Consider the following 17,169-nt stretch of genomic DNA (forward strand, 5'->3'; position numbering starts at 1 on the left):
AGAAAATTATACCTTGTGTACCTTGTCTCCTCAATTCCCAATCCCAGCTAGACACCAAATCATGCTAAAAATTGGTGTAAGTTTTTACAGAATTGTATGATTGATCATCAAAAAGTTGAATTACCTTATTTTGACCAATTACTAGAAGGATTTAGTCAAGGTAACAGCGAATTAATTAAAACCTTTGGTCTGCACGTACATTGGGGCTACTGGGCAAACCCAAATACATCAGATGGATCAATAGAGGATTTCGCCACCGCCGCAGAAAATTTAACTCGCCGAGTGTGTGATGCAGGTGGCGCGGCTGATGGGCAAAAGGTGTTGGACTGCGGCTGTGGATTTGGTGGTACGATCGCCAGTTTAAGCGATCGCTTCAGCAATATGCAGTTGACTGGTTTAAATATTGACCCCCGCCAACTCGCTAGAGCCAGAGAACAAGTCCAACCCCGTAATCATAACGAAATCGAATTTATTGAAGGAGATGCTTGTCAATTACCTTTTGCAGATAATTCTTTTGACTTGGTACTTGCTGTTGAGTGCATCTTTCATTTCCCCAGTCGTGAACGCTTTTTCCAAGAAGCATGGCGAGTGTTAAAACCAGGCGGTACATTAGCTATTTGTGACTTTGTACCCTTAAAATTTGTCCGTCCCTTGATGAACATGGCAGGCAATTTACTGAAGCCTAGCGTTAGTAACACATACGGCAAAGTTGATAGTAGTTTTACCCTAGACGCTTATCGTCAACTGGCTAAAACTACAGGTTTTACATCAATCGTAGAGGAAGATATCACTACTAATACCCTACCTACTTATCCACTGATCAAACGAATTCAGCGTGAATCAGGATATGCGCAATCTGCTAATTCTACAGCTGTTGCTGAGTGGATTAGTCGGCTGGGGATACTGCATTATTTGATTCTTTCTTATCGTAAGAACCCTTAGTAGTCCAATTCAATAGTCAAGATTGTCACCAAAACCCCGGTTTCTTCTCAGTATGTGGGCAAGATAACATCAAGCTAAACTCGTAGCAGAAACCGGGTTTATTTAAGCTGGACTGAAAGTTTTTTAATATCAACAGTGGCAATACTGCATCTATGTTTACAGAAAATCTCACGCATATTTTATTTCGTCACTGGCAGCAGACTCTCCAACCTTTTGGAGTTAACCAAATAGCTATGGAGACAGGTTTTGCTCAATTAATCGATTCCTATTCTGCTCCTCATCGTTACTACCATAATCTGAAGCACATTAATCATGTTCTGGAGATAATTCAGACTTTACAAACTTATACTGACAACTTAGCTGCCGTACAATTGGCTGCTTGGTTTCATGATGTTGTATATGAGGCTCAAGCAAAAGATAATGAAGAAAACAGTGCTGAATATGCAGATAAATTACTCAGAAATTTAGAAATTCCTATTAATCAAATTAATACTGTTACCCATCTGATTCTCAATACTAAACACCATCAAGCCGATATAGATGATATTGATAGTCACGTCCTATTAGATGCAGATTTAGGGATGTTAGCTGTTAGTCCAGAGCAGTATCGGGAATATGCAAATAATATTCGCCAAGAATATTCCTGGTTGTCAACATCAGAGTATGTGGTCGCACGGCAACAATTTTTGCAACAATTTTTGCAAAGGCAACAGATATATTTTACGCCTTTGATGCTTGAATTTGCTGAGATATTTGCTAGATATAATCTGAAGGCAGAACTTGAAATACTTTCCCAGTCATAAGTCAGGTCTTTGTGGTGAAATTAAGGGTTTATTCACCACAGAGACACGGAGACACAGAGAGATTATTTAGTAGGGGCCGATTTTGGTTAATAAATCAAACATGGGTAGGAAGTAGCAGGAGGCGATTAAAAACACGATGGAAGCCACTAGCCATAAAATTACATCCCTGTCAGAACTACTTAAGAAGGTTTGTAAACTAAATGGCTCACTTTGTTTATAGCCTCTCATTGAAGGTGGTAACTTATCGCGATAATCAGTGCCGTAGCGTGCTGTCCGTTCAAAGGGTAACTCGCCTTGAGAACGTTGGGGTAAAACCCGCCGCCGTTGGTAAGGAACGGTACTATCACCAAAGTTATCGATGTATTCTTCGCTGTTGAGCAAATCGTTAATGAAGCCTTTTAGTCCTTTGGTTGCAAGGACAATAGACCAGGCGAGTTTTTCGCGATCGCTATAAATATTCCGCCCTAGAATCCTTTGTACACAGAGTTCTACAAAGCGGTAATTATTGTTAGCATCGTAATTGAGCCGTCTAAACGAATCGGATAAGACTAATCCGCTAATAAAGTCTTTGACTGTGATCTGTCCGGCTTTGAGTTGAGATTCTAGGAAGATTTGACGATTATTCAACAGCATCTGCTGTTCATGAAAAACTTGGCGATAGGCTGCCACAATCAACACATCCATTTCACTAGCTGACAACAGGTTATCGGTTGTGTAAACTCTCGGCTGTTCATCCCCAGGTATCTCAAAGCTAGTCACACGCTGATTTTGAGATGAAGGGGCATACTCCAACAAAGGAATTGACATAATGAACACCTCTATGCTGAATAAAATTCACCTAAAAAATTCCGTCATCGTATCGAATGAGCAGCAACCAATGACCGCAGCTTCCAACTACGGGTGATGTAACTGTCAACCGTGTACGGAATCTCAGAATCCAGAATACGCTTGTGTAGAGATTTCGCCTGTTGATTTGCGAAACAAAGCAGTAATTCGTAACATTTGATCGTCAGTCTTCTCCGCGCCAAAACGCTAGGGGGTTCTGAGTGGGACGGCAATCAGGATAATATCGCAGGTGAGATTCCATAGTAGATTCCCCAGAGGGGGGTGCAATTCCCAATCCGAGGCAGAGGTGAGAGAGCGATCGCGCAAATTGTTCGTGGTGTCCCGGAAACCCGACATGAGCATGGGCATATTCGTGGACAACTAAGAACAACCAGTCTGCTGGCACTACTCGTCCCACATCAATCAGGATGGTAATTGGATGTGTCTGAAGGTTGCAGAGAGCATCAATTCCAAAACACTGAGCAATAGGAGCAGCACAAATTTGAATAGCAGGTTGCTCCCAAGGGTGAAAACAATCGTGGCAAGCCTGAAGATAGTTTTCCAGTTGTGTATTCACCGCATCAATATGCTCACCGATCCAGGCACATAGAGGAATGCGGTTATTCATATCATAAACCACATCTATCATCTCTGAGTCAAGAGCTAGACACCTAACTCCATAAAGGTAGTCTAACCCTCGTGCCACTGGATCGGTACTGCTGGTAATGATTAATTTACCAACCAAAGAAGGAGAAGTGTTTTGTGGGTTGAGCCGCATTGTTAATCTGGTCAGGAGTCAGGTTAGAAGCAACCTCTGAAGCATCTGCAATCCGAAATTCGGTACAAAAGGTAGCAGTGCTAAAACCACCAAACCGTTTGACTGTGCTAGTTCGCATCCTGAGACTGGGGCTGACGAACCAAAACCTCTCAATCGAACTCATCGTGTCGTACTCAGTCGTCAGGACTAACGCATCTTCATCATCCATGTGATAGCGTCCTGCTACTGGGACAATCTCGGCATAGCCTCGTTCTCGCAGCAATGAGCCTTGGCGGGGGTTATCGGCATCAGGAATCAGGGAGAAGACTGTAGAGCCTTCATGATTTTCTTCTTCTTTATCCCATCCCATTGCACCTTGCCAAGTTACAAAAGCACCACCGATCGCTAATTTGGGGTCAACCTCATGGAGTTGGCAAATTTCAATCACTTGAGGATGATCAGCAGCAAAGGCTTGTACCTGGATATCTGATTCCCCAGCTTCCGATCGCTTGAAGGCCAGGTGGTGTGTCGTTCGCTGCGATCGCCATCTCCCTGTACTTAGTTCAAAAAACTCCATTGCATCCATAAAAAGCTAACTCCAAACAACAAGTTGAAAACCCTCTGCTCATAAATTATAAAACGTTAAGAAGTTGCCAACAAAAACTTATACCAAAGAAGCGGACACAACTGAACTCGCTACTACAAACAGCACACCTCGTTTATTCGTAATCGTCTAAAAGTGTCCACTTGTCAAGTAGGCGTAACTTTTGTTAACCTTATATCTAGAGGCTAGACAAACCTAAAGTTGCGAAACACTGGAGAGTAAAAACTATGGACATTCCAATGGAGCTGAACTTAGAGCAGAAATTCAACCTCAAACTTTATGAAGAGCAGGTGAAGGGATTAAGTCAGGAAGAATCTCAAAAATTTCTCTTGGAAGTGCTGCGACAGTTAATGGTCAAAGACAATATGATTAAGCATCTTCTTAAGCAAGTTTAGGCTCACCTCTCAGAAAAAATACCAATTAATCCCCCCTCGTTTCGCCCCTCTCAAAGAATTTTACATAGTTTCCCCAGTCAGGGTAGTTCTGGCTGGGGTATTGTTTTTTATGTTAAGGATTGTTACTTAGTTTCTCATAACTGAGACTGAGGTAGGCATCATCTTTTATGTTCTATATTGTCTTGTTCACAGAACAGACACTCAAGTTTTATAGATAACCAATATTCAAGGAGAGCGAAATGCTTGACGCTTTTTCTAGAGCTGTAGTTTCAGCAGATGCCAGCACTTCCACCGTATCTGATATTGCTGCCCTCAGATCCTTCGTTGCTAGTGGTAACAGACGTTTGGATGCAGTAAATGCGATCGCTAGTAATGCTAGCTGCATGGTTTCTGATGCTGTAGCTGGAATGATCTGCGAAAACCAAGGTTTGATCCAAGCTGGTGGTAACTGCTATCCTAACCGTCGCATGGCTGCTTGCTTGCGCGATGCTGAAATCATCCTCCGCTATGTAACCTACGCTCTATTAGCTGGTGACGCATCAGTTCTAGATGATCGTTGCTTGAACGGTTTGAAAGAAACCTATGCGGCTCTAGGCGTACCCACCACCTCAACCGTGCGTGCTGTTCAAATCATGAAAGCTCAAGCAGCTGCTCACATTCAAGACACCCCAAGTGAGGCTCGTGCTGGTGCCAAATTGCGCAAGATGGGAAGTCCTGTTGTAGAAGATCGTTGCGCTAGCTTAGTTGCTGAAGCTTCTAGCTACTTCGATCGCGTAATTTCTGCTCTGAGCTAATTAATTGCGATTTGCAATTAACTCAACAGATTAACATCCAACACATTTTAAATTAAAAGCCTTTTGGGAGATTGAAGAAATGAAATCAGTTGTTACCACCGTTATTGCATCAGCAGATGCCGCAGGTCGTTTCCCCAGCACCTCTGATTTAGAATCAGTACAAGGTTCTATCCAACGTGCAGCTGCTCGTTTGGAAGCTGCTGAAAAGCTAGCTAACAACATTGATGCAGTTGCAACCGAAGCTTACAACGCTTGTATCAAAAAGTATCCTTACTTGAACAATGCTGGTGAAGCTAACTCCACCGATACCTTCAAAGCTAAGTGCGCTCGTGACATCAAGCACTACTTGCGCTTGATCCAGTACAGCTTGGTAGTTGGCGGTACAGGCCCCTTGGATGAATGGGGTATTGCTGGACAACGTGAAGTTTATCGTGCTTTGGGCTTACCCACCGCTCCTTACGTTGAAGCATTAAGCTATGCTCGTAACCGTGGTTGCGCTCCTCGCGATATGTCTGCTCAAGCATTGACTGAGTACAATGCACTACTTGACTACGCTATCAACTCTTTGTCCTAGTCAACTGCTAGACTTGTGATTTGGTGACAGGTGTACATTGTTACCCTGCAAGCCCAGAGGTTCTTGGCTCTTTGCTTTGCCTGTTAAGGTTGAGTAATGGCAAAGAATCTCTGGGCTTGTTTTGTTTTAAACTAAAAATCGTGATGTATTTAGGGGTGAAATTTAAACGCAGAGGGTAAGAGAGGTAAGCGCAGAGGTACGCCAAGAGAAGGAGTATTTGTTGAGGGCTGACAGCTAACTGCTGATATATATATGGATAAACGCTTTTTTAATTTTTTTAATCTTACAGAAGACCAGGCGATCGCTCTTTTAGATACGCCTCAAGACCAGTTGAGTGAGGATGATTCACGCTATATTGCGGCTTCTCATTTGGTAAATTTCCCTACCGAGCAATCTATTAATGCCCTGATGCGGGCTGTGCAGCAAACTGACCCCAGCTTAGATAACCGCATTGTCCGCCGTAAGTCGGTGGAAACTTTGGGGCGATTGCAAGCGGAGGTAGCCATACCAGTAATTCGCACTTGTCTGAGTGATGAAGACTGCTACACTGTGGAAAATGCTGTTTGGGCGATCGGTGAAATTGGGACTCAAGACACGGATATCCTAGAAGATGTGGCTCAATTGCTGGATAAGCCGGGGCAAACCCACCGCGTAATTATTCATACACTGACAAAGTTTAATTATCAACCTGCCCTAGAACGTATTCGCAAGTTTGTAGATGATGCTGACCCACCTACAGCAAGTGCTGCAATGGCCGCAGTTTGCCGTTTAACTGGGGACTATTCCCAGATGGGGAAGGTGGTGGCGATGTTGCAACACCCGAATGTGTTAGGACGGCGGTTATCCATCCAAGATTTGATGGATGCTCGATATTATGACGCAATTCCTCATATTGCTCGATGTCCAGTATCTCTGATCTTTCGGTTGCGAGGCATTCGGACGTTAGCAGAAGCCGGAATCTCTGCGGGAGCAATTACTTTTGCCACAATTCAACCTTATTTAGAGCAGACGTTATACGACCATCCGCATGATTTGGGTTTGGTGCATAGTTACCCAAGTCCCCCAACTTTGCCAATTCTGATTCGAGGATTGTACGAAACTGACTTTGGGCGTTGCTATTTGGCAGCCAAAACTATTCTTGACTATTACGCCGATGCTGCTCCTGAAGCTTTGTTTACTACCTACACCGAAGAAGCTAATAATGACTATGGCGCACACTTCCATGTGATCAAGTTGTTCGGTTGGTTGAAACATTCCCCAGCCTACGATTTGCTGATTGAAGGATTGTATAACAAACAACCACAATTTCAAAAATCACGGGCTGCTGCGGCGATCGCTCTCGGTGAACTCGGTGAAGCACGGGCAATTCCTGAACTGAAAGCCTGTCTAGAAAACAAAATTTGGGATCTGAAGTATGCGGCGTTAATGGCACTGGAAAAACTTGGTGATACCAGTGGTTATGAACAACTCGCCAACGATGACGATTGGCTGATTCGGGAAAAAGCTAAATCACAGAAGCAGTACCGAGTTATGAGTGCTGAGTTATGAGTGCTGAGTGCTGAGTTAGGGGTGCTGTTAGCGGTAGCGAGGCGTTTAGCCAGTGCTGAGTTATGTTAGCGGTAGTGGGGTGTTTAGCCGGTGCTGAGTCAAGATTTTATTGCACATTATTTGCACATTTTTGATAATCTATTTTGTTAAAACTTTGTTATGTCTACAGAAGAATTATTTCAACAACTTAAACACCCCAACCCCCACTTGCGCGACCAAGCAATGTGGGCTTTGGCTGAGAATCCTGATGCAACAACGATTCCCAGACTGATGAGCATTCTTGATGAGGAAAATACCACCTATCGACGAGCAGCTGTGAAAGCTTTAGGTGCGATCGGTCATGATGCGGTAACTCCTCTGGTTGCAGCTTTGCTTAACAGTGAAAATGTCACAGTACGGGGAAGTGCCGCCAAAGCACTGGCTCAAGTGGCGATTAATCATCCAGATGTTCCCTTTTCAGAAGAAGGTGTGCAGGGTTTAAAGACTGCCCTCAATGACTCCAATCCTGTGGTGCATATTGCCGCCGTGATGGCGTTGGGTGAAATTGGTACTCCCGTTGTGGATGTTTTGATTGAAGCATTGCAAACCACAGATAACCCCGCACTGGGAATTTCCCTAGTAAATGCTTTAGCCTCAATTGGCGATCGCCGAGGTGTAGAGGTGTTAACATCTTTAATTCAGGATGAATCTACCGATTCCTATGTCCGCGAGTCAGCGACTAGTGCATTGTCTCGCCTAGAGATGACGGTGAAGTTTCAGAGAGGAGAACAATAATAGGTGACAGGGGACAGGTGACAGGGGATAGGAAAAAAATTTGGGTTTGTAAAATGTAAAGATAAACTGCAAAAAGTTTCTTTATCCTAATAACCGTGAATCTCCAAACCGACGCAGACAAACCACAAGCCAGCACCAGTCAAAATATTGCTCCAGAAACAGAAAAAATTCTCTGTCCTCATTGTCAGCGCACAGCTACAAACGGCATCAAATGTAAGGGGCTTTGTGTAGCTGACAGTGACTATTAAGGCATTAAATTAAAAAATCAAATCTTATTACTCTACTCCAGCCATGTCAGATTCTCAAACAATTAGTGCAGCAGTTGCCAAACTCTACAATACCTATCCATTCCCGCCAGAACCGTTATTAGATGAACCACCTCCAGGTTATAACTGGCGTTGGAACTGGCAGACAGCGTATAACTTCTGCACCGGACAAAAACCCCCTCATCACAATGTCCGCATCCTCGATGCTGGCTGTGGAACGGGGGTAGGAACAGAATATTTGGTGCATCTCAATCCTGATGCGGCGGTTGTGGGGATTGATTTGAGTGCTGGCGCATTGGCTGTAGCTAAAGAGCGTTGCCAAAAATCAGGGGCTACAGGGGTAGAATTTCATCACCTGAGTTTATTTGATGCCGAGCAACTACCGGGTGAGTTTGATCTGATTAACTGTGTGGGAGTTCTGCACCATACCCCTGACCCAATTCGCGGGATTCAAGCCTTGGCAAAAAAGCTATCGCCGGGTGGGATAATGCACATTTTTGTGTATGGCGAACTAGGACGTTGGGAAATCAAGTTGATGCAAGAGGCGATCGCACTACTACAAGGTGATAAACGAGGTGATTACACCGATGGCGTAGCAGTTGGGCGACAACTTTTTGCAGCATTACCAGAAGATAACCGCCTCCGCAAGCGCGAAGAAGAACGCTGGTCTTGGGAAAATCAACGGGATGGCTACTTTGCAGATATGTATGTGCATCCGCAAGAGATTGATTACAACATCAATACGCTGTTTGAGTTGATTGATGCGTCAGGATTAGAGTTTCTCGGCTTTTCTAATCCGCAGATTTGGGATTTAGCACGATTAATTAGTAAAGCACCAGAACTAATTGAACGTTCTCAAGATTTGAGCCAACGCCAGCTTTATCGATTGATTGAACTACTCGATCCGCCAGCCATTACCCACTACGAGTTTTTCTTAGGACGCAGCCCCATCACCAGAGAAGATTGGGCATCTGATGCCAAGCTGCTGTCTGCAATACCCGAACCAAGTCCTTGCATTCAGGGATGGCGAGATAGTCAACAATTCTTCAATCACGACTATCAGATTGTGCGTCTAAATGATGCCGAGTGGCAGTTTCTTTGCGCCTGTGATGAGAATCAAACAGTTAATCAAATCTTGCAGAGAATTGACGCTAGTTTAGAGGATGTGCGATCGCTCCAACGGCAGCAAATCATTCTCCTCACTGCCAAAACAGAGTAGTCAAGACTCTATCAGCAACCGTTTTAATGGTGTGCGATGCCTAGGGCGTAGTGATCGCTGATGAATTGCAAATAGTCTCAATTAACCACTATTTCATGGTTGCTAGTTGATGTTATCACCGAAATTGGCGATCGCATCACTATATAGATATTAGCGTGCCAAAATACCCCACCTTCCAGAGCGATGGGATATTTTTTCTTTGCAAGTAAGCTTTTTCCTGCTATTGCTGTCAAAACAGCTACAAAATTTCATTAACTTTGTTTACTTTTTGTTACAAATAGTTAATAATACTAGTTATGTATACATTAATTAAAGCTGTAAACGCTTTTTAAGCGTTTAGCTTGATACTCATTAAACCCATAGTCAAGGTACACCTATGCCTTTTACCATTGATTCAGCTCGTGGTATTTTTCCCGAAACGCTTGCTGCCGATTTAGTCCCAGCAACCATTGCCCGCTTCGGTCAACTTAATGCTGAAGATCAGCTAGCTCTCATTTGGTTTGCTTACCTGGAAATGGGTAAAACAATCACCATTGCTGCACCAGGAGCAGCAAACATGGTATTTGCAGAAGGAACATTGAATCAACTGAAGCAAATGTCGTTCCGGGAACAAACTCAGGTGATGTGCGACCTAGCAAACCGTGCTGATACGCCTATTTGTCGTGCCTACGGAATATGGTCTGCCAATATCAAGCTTGGTTTTTGGTATCAGTTGGGACAGTGGATGGAGCAAGGTATTATCGCTCCGATTCCAGAAGGATATCGGCTATCGGCAAATGCCGCAGCAGTTCTACAAGCAATTCGTGGTCTAGAGTCTGGACAGCAAATTACCGTTCTGCGTAATTCTGTACTTGATATGGGTTTTGACCCCAATAAGTTGGGCAGCTACACCAAAGTGAGTGAAGCTGTTGCTGTGCCGAAAGAAATGGCTGAACGGATTCCAGTCGCTATTGAAGGTGTTGATAATCCCACCATCCTAAGTTACATGGATAACTTAAATGCCAATGACTTTGATGCGTTGATAGAGTTATTCACTCCCGATGGTGCATTACAACCTCCTTTTCAAAAACCGATCGCAGGTAAGGATGCCGTCTATCGTTTTCTGAGAGAAGATTGTCAAAACCTGAAGTTGATACCAGAGCGTGGTGTTTCTGAACCCGCAGAGGATGGCTACACTCAAATCAAAGTCACAGGTAAAGTACAAACTCCTTGGTTCGGTGCTGGTGTTGGGATGAACATGGCATGGAGATTCTTACTTACTCCTGATAATAAAATCTTTTTCGTAGCGATCGACTTACTGGCATCTCCAAAAGAGTTGCTCAATTTGGTTCGCTAGTACGGGAGTAATTCTCCTTTTATACTGTTAAAGAAATACACTTGGAAAATGGGGAGATAGGCTTATTAAGCTCATCTCCCCACTCATCCTAAATCTGTGGTCTGATTCAGTACACTAGACCTCTTGCAAAAGTCCGAAAATGAGATGTGTCATTCTGAACGAAATGTAGAATCTTTGAGATGTTTCGCTTCGCTCAACATGACAGCTTCAGCATTTATGCAAGAGGTACACTCTCTACAATCAGGGCATAGCATTGTCTTGTCCTGTAACGTCCGTATAAAATCTGTAATTAATATAGGTAGAGATACTCTTGCTAAAAAGGGTATCTTAAGATAATCGCATGAAGGTAAACGAAGTTAGTTGGTCTGATTTAGAACAAGAAGTTGCTCAAACCGCATTTCAAACAGCATACGAGCGGGAAATCAACGCTCTGATTCAGGAGGTTCGCGACAACGCGGATAAGGTTTGCAAGTTAGAAGATATCTGGAGTTTGCATAACTTTCTCAGTGCCAAAAGACACGAGATTGATGGCAAGTATGATTACAACTATTCAGTTCTCGTATTTGTGTTTGCAACTCTGGTGAAACAGGGATGGTTACATTTGGATGAACTGAAGGGACTTGATAAGGAGAAGGTTGCTAAGATTGGCTCTCTTTCCCGGATGTAGCTACCAGTCATCTTCTGATTGGCGTTCAATTTGCGCGATCGCTAGTTTAGCCAATATTCGCACTACTTCTTGTTGATCATTAAGAACTGCCTGTAATGGTTCTAACGCACTGCGATCGCCAATTTTACCGAGGGAATTAATAGCTGCTTTCCTCACATCTAAGTCGGTATCTTGAATTGCCAGAATTAAATGGGGAACAGAGGGGGGATAATTCACTTGTCCCAATGCTGATGCTGCTTCTGTACGGATGATTGATTCTGGGTCAGTTAAAGCTGAAACCAGAAGGTTGCAAGATTTTTCGTCTGACTGCTCCTGCGCCACATGACCCAAAGCCCCAATTACAGCACATCGCACATCAAGGGAAGCGGCGTTCAATGCTTCGTACAGATAGTCTGCTGCTTCTGAGCCAATAAACGCCAATGCCCATGCAGCGTGACCTTTAATATCTTCAGAATGCTCGTTGGATGCCAGAATTTCAAGCAACGCGGGTACAGCAGCTTCTCCTGTTCTTGCTAACGCTCCAGCAGATGAACTTCTGACTACCGTATCCTCATCATTCAGAAAGGCATGAAGCAAGTTTGGTACAGCACTTGAGTCAGAGATGATTGTAAGTGTTTTAGCCGCAGCCCGCCGCACAACGACATTAGCATGATTTGCTAGAGCCTCAACTAGAAATGGGGTTGCCGGTTCACCAATTTCACCCAAGGTTTCGGCAAACCGCAGTCGCACCAATCCACGGGTATCTCCCAAACCTTCCACCAGTTGTTTAAGAACTTTCTGATCTGTAGAGTCGAAGGTTTCTAGAGTAATCTGCTCATTCACCCTCTGAACCAGATCATCATTTTCAGCCTGAACTCGCAGCATTGGATCATCCATTGCTGGAGTTTTAGAGTTGAGCGAGTGACTCATCACAAATTCCCTATCACCGTGATTGTTAAATGATCTAGTTACCATCGGTCAAATTAGACTGATTGCTGCTGGCGGAGTGCCTCCAGAGTTGCATCAATCTGGGCTAGCTGAGGTTGCAGACTAGCAAGTGCTTGTGCCTTCATGATTTTAGCGCGTTGTGCCATTGATAGGGTGTCACTAACCAGGCGTTCCCGATATTGTTCCAATTCAGCGATCGCTTCGGTCAATTCTTCAGGGTTAGCTTCATCGATTGAGGTAATTTCTGTATTATCAGCCATATTTGTTGTGTTTCCTAAAGTACAGATTTTAAATGTTCATGTTCGATTTTCTCAGATCCAGTTACCAAAGGGCAAACCTTTTAAACTTGTATAGAGACGTAGCGATGCTCCGTCTCTACAATTTTTTTTGGAGATGTCTGATAGGTTAAGCATCACCAGTCTTTTGATTGATCGCCACGACCAGTTCTCGATATCGACGTGGATCTCCTTCTGCTAACACTTGCCGTTCCTGGTCTTTGCGCCCGTACAAACCCTCCATAATCCTCTGCCAGTCCATAGAGGACAATGGTGAGGGTTGATCGTCTATTATTTGGGGCTGAACTGGAACAGTTTCTGCTTGGAGGTGCTGCTGTGCCATCCAGACACGCCCACGCACTGCCCAACTTTCATCCTTGACAGCCATTTGTTCAAACTGTGAGTGGATTTGCGATCGCCACTCTGGATAAGTCACGGCAATTGCATCGGCCAGAAACTGTAAGCCGACTACGGCTGAATAGCGTACCACCCACTCGTCATCTTCCTGAGCCACAAATAGCAGGGCATCCATTGCTTCTGCTTGGGCAATTTCTAAGAGTTCATCAGGAAACCAGTGCCACTTCATCATTCCTAGACCTCTAGCAGCAGCCCGTCTGACACTGAGGGCAAAGTCAGCCGTGGCTGCTCCCAACAAGGTCAATAACCCTCTGGGGTCGCCAATTCCTGCCAAGGCGCGGATTGTCCAAGCTCTGGCGGTGTAGTTATGGTTATCCAGTAGCTCCAACAGAAACGGTACTGCGGGTTCTCCAAGTTGAATTAACCCATCCACAGCCGCCACGGCTGCACCTGGATTGTTGTAGCTCAAAGAGGCAATCAAGGTGGGAATTGCTCCTTCTAAACGAGCCTCTGCCAAGTTTTTTACAGCTTCTTGCAAAAGGAGAGAAGAATCTGCGTCTTCTACTGCACGAATTAGAGTGTCAAGGTAATCAGCCATGAGGGAGAAGGGACGCGATAAGTTATACCTTTTACATTTTCGCTCTTTCTGCTACAATAGCGCATCCATTAATTTCATTACTTTTATTGCCCCTGGGGATAAATCGGGTGGTGTAGACTGTAGCAATTGCTTTTCCAGTAAACCCTTGAGGGAAATTAGCTTGAGGCTGTTTTCTGCCAGAGTCTCAGAAATCGCTTCGGCTGCTGGTAAATACCCAATTGCTCCCAAATCTGCCAAAACTGCCCGACGTAGCTGCAAATCTTGGTGAGCTAGTGCTTGGATGAGGCGATCGCCATACTGATTGGATATTTCAGTTGCTTCTGAGGTTAGCTGATACATTGCCCGTGCTGCGGCATACTGAATCCGGGGAATGAAGTGATCTAAAAATGTTTCAATCAAGGGAATGGCATCGATTGCCCCTAATGTTCCCAATGCTTCTAGAATGGCATCGAAGGGTTGGGTAAGCTGGGGTGGTTCTGGTGCTGGTAGCGTTCCCGGAACTTGATTATTGAGCAACTCGATCAACCTAGGAATGCAGGATAAGTCTCCTAACATCTCCAGAGATTGGGCTGCGGCTTCCCTAACATAGAAATCAGAGCATTCCAGCGACCGGATCAATGCCGGAACTGCCCGTTTTCCCCCCAGTTTTCCTAATGCTCTCGCCGCATTTCGCCGCAGGGGATAGCCACCAGCATTGGTGCGATCTTCATCGTCTTCTAGTGCTGTAATCAATACATCAATGGCTTCTGGGACATCCACCCGAAACCGTCCTAACCACCAAGCAGCATACACGCGCAATCCCAAATCTTCACCCTGGAGATTTGCGATCGCCTGCTCTACAGTTAATTGGTTATCATCCCGAATACTAGATTCGTTGTCCATAGAGAATGTTCAAAAATTCAAAATCCAAAACTAACAAATTTACTTGACTTTTGAATTTTAACTATAAAAAACAATACCCGGAGGGGTAAACAATCACTAACTTCTGTCAGTCATTGCATACCCCTCCGGGTCGAAGCAGCTTACTAGCTGAGTGCGTTGATAGCGTAGTCGATGTAGGAGTTTGCTTCAACAGCAGGATCACCACTCAAACCGTGGTTAGCTTTGATATATTTCAGAGCTTCAACATACCAGCTAGGAGATAGATCAAAGGTGCGGTTGATTTCAGCAATACCACCGATTAGGTAGTCATCCATTGGGCCTGTACCACCAACAACTAGGCAGTAAGTAACCATGCGGAGGTAGTAGCCGATGTCACGAACACACTTGTCTTTGCCAGTTTGGGTAGAAGCAAAGTTAGGTCCAGAGGTGCTGGTGGTGTAGGGGTATTTGCTGTATACAGCATTAGCAGCACCAGAAGCTAGACTAGAAGCCTTTTCGCTCAATCCTTTTGCAGCTTCTAAACTTGCTTTAGCTTGGCGGAAACGACCAAATGCGGTTTGGATTTCGGTGGAGCTGAGAAAGCGTCCTTGGGAATCAGCAGCAGCTACTGCTTCGGTCAAAGGGGTTTTCATGTTAGATTTTCTCCCAATAATCTTGTTTGATGAAATGGCTTTTAGCAATCGCTTCAGCTATCTGAAGCTGATTAAAAAAATCGATGAATAGCTGATTTAGGAAACCGCAGAAGCAGCTTTGTCAAAATAGCTTGCTACTTCAGACATGAGGCTGGCACAGTCGCCTCTGGAGATACCATTGGTGTCGCCTGCGATCGCAACCGCAGCATCTTTCATCTTTTGAACGCCTGCTGCTACAGAAGCACCGGGAGTTCCTAGAGCCAAGTATGTTTCTCTCAGACCGTTGAGGCAGCGATCGTCTAGAATGCTTGCATCTCCAGCGAAAATAGCGTAGGTGATGTAGCGCAAGATGATTTCCATGTCGCGCAGACAAGCAGCCATCCGACGGCTAGTGTAAGCATTACCACCAGGAGCAATCAACTGGGGCTGCTCTGCAAACAGAGAACGAGCTGCATTTGCCACAATTGTGGATGAATTGCTGGTAATACGGTTCACAACGTCCATGCGTTTGTTGCCATCAGAAACGATTGCACTCAAAGCATCCAGTTGAGAAGAACTCAGGTATTCACCCCGTGCATCAGCCTGGGAGACAACCTTTGCAAATGCGTCGAACATAAACTCAATCTCCTAATTCGTTTAAGTTGCGGACAATTTAGGTCAAAACAAAATTCGGTTAGCTTAGACTAAACAAGTCCTAAACAGCCGAAAAAATATAGAACAGTGACCTGCGAGATGCGTTCCTTCCTTCCCACAAGGAAGCTTGGAAACTTTTACAGTTCTTAATAATTATAGAACTTGACTCATCAGGCAACCAAACAAGTTGCACCTGTTTTGTCTATATTTTTGTTTATACTATGTCGTTGGATCATTATTTATTACAAATTATCAAGAACTTTTTACAATGGCGGAAAAACTTAACTGGTGAGGAATGCAATTCAGTATCAAAGGCAGAGTATACATACCTCTGGCTGAAGATTAGCTCTAAATCTTTACGTTTGTACAGTAAAAAGAAATATGAACAGGAGTGTAAAGAAACATTACAATCCTGATTTTTTTCTTGAGTGCTGAGTGCTGAGTGCTGAGTGCTGAGTAGTGAGTGGGTGGGCATTGTATTTTTCTCCCCCTGCTCCCCCTGCTCCCCCTGCTTTCTTTTCCCCTGTCACTTCGTTGCAGCTAACTTTCGTTCCAAGTCGAACAAAAAGCCGTGGATATATTCTTCTGTCCATTCAGTACCGTAAAAACGGGTGAACATTCCCCGTGCTGGGTCTTTTTCTGCCCGGTAGTGCAGATAGCGCAGTTGAGCTTCCTGAATATCAGCCCTTTGCTGGGAGTCGGTTACGGGTTCTGCTTGGTCAACAAAATCCAGGTATGCCTGGAGATACTCCTTAAAAGCCGCAAAAACATGGGTTTCCACCACCTCAGTTTGCTGGGGTCGAGTCCAGAGAAACGCGGGTGAGAAAAAGGGCTGGGCTTCTGCGGGGAAGTCGCCGCCCCAGGGTAAATGCTGCTGATATGCCTGAAAAATTGGCAGTATGGGCTGGGTATATTTCCCTTGATACTCTAGATCATCCCGAAATAGGGGTTGCATATCCAGCGCGATTAAGTGACCTCCTGGCAAGGTAACTAAATCTGCTCCAAAGAAGGGCAGGTCATAGTTGAGGTGTGGGAAAATCACAAAATTTAACACTTGCAGCGAGTTACCCCCCTGGACATGGGCGGCTCGGATTTGCCGGAGTTTGGGAGATTGATAAGCGTAGCTGGTGGTTAAAACTTCTTCTTGATGTTTACCTTTGCCTACCATTGCCTGTTTTGACTCAAACCCAACGGGAATGGGATAAGGCTGCAAGTCTAGACGTTCGTGTAAAAGCGCGATCGCGTAATCCAAAAATGGCTGATAGAGAGTCACGTCGCTTTGCTCCAAATTCAAAATTAACAATCACGATACATAAATCGCGCAGCACTACTAATCGCCGGGTGTGATCTGGGGTGGTATC

The 17,169-nt window shown here is 44.6% G+C and carries 20 protein-coding genes; 10 read left to right on the forward strand and 10 right to left on the reverse strand.

Annotated elements, in window-relative coordinates; genetic code table 11:
- Positions 1–96: 96 nt before the first annotated feature.
- Both VB693_RS04895 and VB693_RS04900 read left to right on the forward strand, forming a co-directional pair.
- A complete protein-coding gene (locus tag VB693_RS04895; protein ID WP_323265288.1) occupies positions 97–942 on the forward strand; it encodes a class I SAM-dependent methyltransferase in 846 nt (281 codons plus the stop codon).
- A 152-nt stretch (positions 943–1,094) separates the two neighbouring features.
- Entirely contained in the window at positions 1,095–1,745 is a 651-nt protein-coding gene (locus tag VB693_RS04900; RefSeq protein WP_323265289.1) for a hypothetical protein, read from the forward strand.
- Between the two features lie 66 nt (positions 1,746–1,811).
- Here VB693_RS04900 and VB693_RS04905 read toward each other — a convergent pair whose 3' ends face one another.
- The 3 genes from VB693_RS04905 to VB693_RS04915 form a co-directional block, all read right to left on the reverse strand.
- On the reverse strand, positions 1,812–2,552 hold the full coding sequence (locus VB693_RS04905; RefSeq protein ID WP_323265290.1) for a phycobilisome rod-core linker polypeptide: 741 nt from the start codon (positions 2,550–2,552) through the stop codon (positions 1,812–1,814).
- Between the two features lie 202 nt (positions 2,553–2,754).
- Positions 2,755–3,348, reverse strand: coding sequence for a hypothetical protein (locus VB693_RS04910; RefSeq protein WP_323265291.1), 594 nt, complete (start codon positions 3,346–3,348; stop codon positions 2,755–2,757).
- A complete protein-coding gene (locus tag VB693_RS04915; protein WP_190703033.1) occupies positions 3,305–3,913 on the reverse strand; it encodes a phycobiliprotein lyase in 609 nt (202 codons plus the stop codon). The genes VB693_RS04910 and VB693_RS04915 overlap by 44 nt, the downstream gene beginning before the upstream one ends.
- Before the next feature lie 257 nt (positions 3,914–4,170).
- Between VB693_RS04915 and VB693_RS04920 the strand changes: the two genes are divergently transcribed.
- From VB693_RS04920 to VB693_RS04955, 8 genes are all read left to right on the forward strand, one after another.
- The gene (locus tag VB693_RS04920) at positions 4,171–4,326 is read left to right on the forward strand and encodes an NblA/ycf18 family protein (RefSeq protein ID WP_323265292.1); all 156 of its coding nucleotides are present in this window, start codon (positions 4,171–4,173) and stop codon (positions 4,324–4,326) included.
- A gap of 239 nt (positions 4,327–4,565) precedes the next feature.
- Positions 4,566–5,120 (forward strand): C-phycoerythrin subunit beta, encoded by a 555-nt coding sequence (gene cpeB / locus VB693_RS04925; protein WP_190703028.1) that lies wholly within the window; start codon positions 4,566–4,568, stop codon positions 5,118–5,120.
- 79 nt (positions 5,121–5,199) lie between these two features.
- Positions 5,200–5,694 (forward strand): C-phycoerythrin subunit alpha, encoded by a 495-nt coding sequence (cpeA, locus tag VB693_RS04930; RefSeq protein WP_190703025.1) that lies wholly within the window; start codon positions 5,200–5,202, stop codon positions 5,692–5,694.
- A 252-nt stretch (positions 5,695–5,946) separates the two neighbouring features.
- Positions 5,947–7,242: a HEAT repeat domain-containing protein gene (locus VB693_RS04935; protein WP_323265293.1), complete on the forward strand. Its 1,296-nt coding sequence runs from the start codon at positions 5,947–5,949 to the stop codon at positions 7,240–7,242.
- Between the two features lie 159 nt (positions 7,243–7,401).
- Complete coding sequence (locus VB693_RS04940) at positions 7,402–8,016, forward strand: HEAT repeat domain-containing protein (protein WP_190703020.1); 615 nt, start codon at positions 7,402–7,404, stop codon at positions 8,014–8,016.
- A gap of 291 nt (positions 8,017–8,307) precedes the next feature.
- On the forward strand, positions 8,308–9,501 hold the full coding sequence (locus VB693_RS04945; RefSeq protein WP_323265294.1) for a class I SAM-dependent methyltransferase: 1,194 nt from the start codon (positions 8,308–8,310) through the stop codon (positions 9,499–9,501).
- Positions 9,502–9,877: 376 nt separating this feature from the next.
- Positions 9,878–10,837, forward strand: coding sequence for an orange carotenoid-binding protein (locus tag VB693_RS04950; protein WP_323265295.1), 960 nt, complete (start codon positions 9,878–9,880; stop codon positions 10,835–10,837).
- Positions 10,838–11,177: 340 nt separating this feature from the next.
- Complete coding sequence (locus tag VB693_RS04955; protein WP_190703010.1) at positions 11,178–11,504, forward strand: hypothetical protein; 327 nt, start codon at positions 11,178–11,180, stop codon at positions 11,502–11,504.
- Here VB693_RS04955 and VB693_RS04960 read toward each other — a convergent pair whose 3' ends face one another.
- From VB693_RS04960 to VB693_RS04990, 7 genes are all read right to left on the reverse strand, one after another.
- A complete protein-coding gene (locus tag VB693_RS04960) occupies positions 11,505–12,413 on the reverse strand; it encodes a HEAT repeat domain-containing protein (RefSeq protein WP_323265296.1) in 909 nt (302 codons plus the stop codon).
- A 53-nt stretch (positions 12,414–12,466) separates the two neighbouring features.
- Entirely contained in the window at positions 12,467–12,691 is a 225-nt protein-coding gene (locus tag VB693_RS04965) for a hypothetical protein (protein ID WP_323265297.1), read from the reverse strand.
- A 145-nt stretch (positions 12,692–12,836) separates the two neighbouring features.
- Positions 12,837–13,661, reverse strand: a complete 825-nt coding sequence (locus VB693_RS04970; RefSeq protein ID WP_323265298.1) for a HEAT repeat domain-containing protein — start codon at positions 13,659–13,661, stop codon at positions 12,837–12,839.
- Positions 13,662–13,712: 51 nt separating this feature from the next.
- On the reverse strand, positions 13,713–14,543 hold the full coding sequence (locus VB693_RS04975) for a HEAT repeat domain-containing protein (protein ID WP_323265299.1): 831 nt from the start codon (positions 14,541–14,543) through the stop codon (positions 13,713–13,715).
- 143 nt (positions 14,544–14,686) lie between these two features.
- A complete protein-coding gene (gene cpcA / locus VB693_RS04980; protein ID WP_190703001.1) occupies positions 14,687–15,175 on the reverse strand; it encodes a phycocyanin subunit alpha in 489 nt (162 codons plus the stop codon).
- 96 nt (positions 15,176–15,271) lie between these two features.
- Positions 15,272–15,790 (reverse strand): phycocyanin subunit beta, encoded by a 519-nt coding sequence (locus VB693_RS04985; protein WP_190702999.1) that lies wholly within the window; start codon positions 15,788–15,790, stop codon positions 15,272–15,274.
- A 544-nt stretch (positions 15,791–16,334) separates the two neighbouring features.
- Positions 16,335–17,081 carry a phycoerythrobilin:ferredoxin oxidoreductase gene (locus VB693_RS04990; RefSeq protein ID WP_323265300.1) on the reverse strand — a complete coding sequence of 249 codons (747 nt, stop codon included), beginning with the start codon at positions 17,079–17,081 and terminating at the stop codon, positions 16,335–16,337.
- Positions 17,082–17,169 lie beyond the last annotated feature (88 nt).

The organism is Anabaena sp. UHCC 0399, from assembly GCF_034931465.1.
GTDB lineage: Bacteria > Cyanobacteriota > Cyanobacteriia > Cyanobacteriales > Nostocaceae > Trichormus > Trichormus minutissimus.

Coding starts and splice junctions, on each gene's coding strand:
- VB693_RS04945 (WP_323265294.1), top strand. CDS start 8,308: ATGTCAGATTCTCAAACAATTAGTGCAGCAGTTGCCAAACTCTACAAT.
- VB693_RS04895 (WP_323265288.1), top strand. CDS start 97: ATGATTGATCATCAAAAAGTTGAATTACCTTATTTTGACCAATTACTA.
- VB693_RS04910 (WP_323265291.1), bottom strand. CDS start 3,348: ATGCGGCTCAACCCACAAAACACTTCTCCTTCTTTGGTTGGTAAATTA.
- VB693_RS04900 (WP_323265289.1), top strand. CDS start 1,095: ATGTTTACAGAAAATCTCACGCATATTTTATTTCGTCACTGGCAGCAG.
- VB693_RS04960 (WP_323265296.1), bottom strand. CDS start 12,413: ATGAGTCACTCGCTCAACTCTAAAACTCCAGCAATGGATGATCCAATG.
- VB693_RS04955 (WP_190703010.1), top strand. CDS start 11,178: ATGAAGGTAAACGAAGTTAGTTGGTCTGATTTAGAACAAGAAGTTGCT.
- cpeB (WP_190703028.1), top strand. CDS start 4,566: ATGCTTGACGCTTTTTCTAGAGCTGTAGTTTCAGCAGATGCCAGCACT.
- VB693_RS04915 (WP_190703033.1), bottom strand. CDS start 3,913: ATGGATGCAATGGAGTTTTTTGAACTAAGTACAGGGAGATGGCGATCG.
- VB693_RS04985 (WP_190702999.1), bottom strand. CDS start 15,790: ATGTTCGACGCATTTGCAAAGGTTGTCTCCCAGGCTGATGCACGGGGT.
- VB693_RS04965 (WP_323265297.1), bottom strand. CDS start 12,691: ATGGCTGATAATACAGAAATTACCTCAATCGATGAAGCTAACCCTGAA.
- VB693_RS04970 (WP_323265298.1), bottom strand. CDS start 13,661: ATGGCTGATTACCTTGACACTCTAATTCGTGCAGTAGAAGACGCAGAT.
- VB693_RS04940 (WP_190703020.1), top strand. CDS start 7,402: ATGTCTACAGAAGAATTATTTCAACAACTTAAACACCCCAACCCCCAC.
- VB693_RS04950 (WP_323265295.1), top strand. CDS start 9,878: ATGCCTTTTACCATTGATTCAGCTCGTGGTATTTTTCCCGAAACGCTT.
- VB693_RS04920 (WP_323265292.1), top strand. CDS start 4,171: ATGGAGCTGAACTTAGAGCAGAAATTCAACCTCAAACTTTATGAAGAG.
- VB693_RS04905 (WP_323265290.1), bottom strand. CDS start 2,552: ATGTCAATTCCTTTGTTGGAGTATGCCCCTTCATCTCAAAATCAGCGT.
- cpeA (WP_190703025.1), top strand. CDS start 5,200: ATGAAATCAGTTGTTACCACCGTTATTGCATCAGCAGATGCCGCAGGT.
- cpcA (WP_190703001.1), bottom strand. CDS start 15,175: ATGAAAACCCCTTTGACCGAAGCAGTAGCTGCTGCTGATTCCCAAGGA.
- VB693_RS04975 (WP_323265299.1), bottom strand. CDS start 14,543: ATGGACAACGAATCTAGTATTCGGGATGATAACCAATTAACTGTAGAG.
- VB693_RS04935 (WP_323265293.1), top strand. CDS start 5,947: ATGGATAAACGCTTTTTTAATTTTTTTAATCTTACAGAAGACCAGGCG.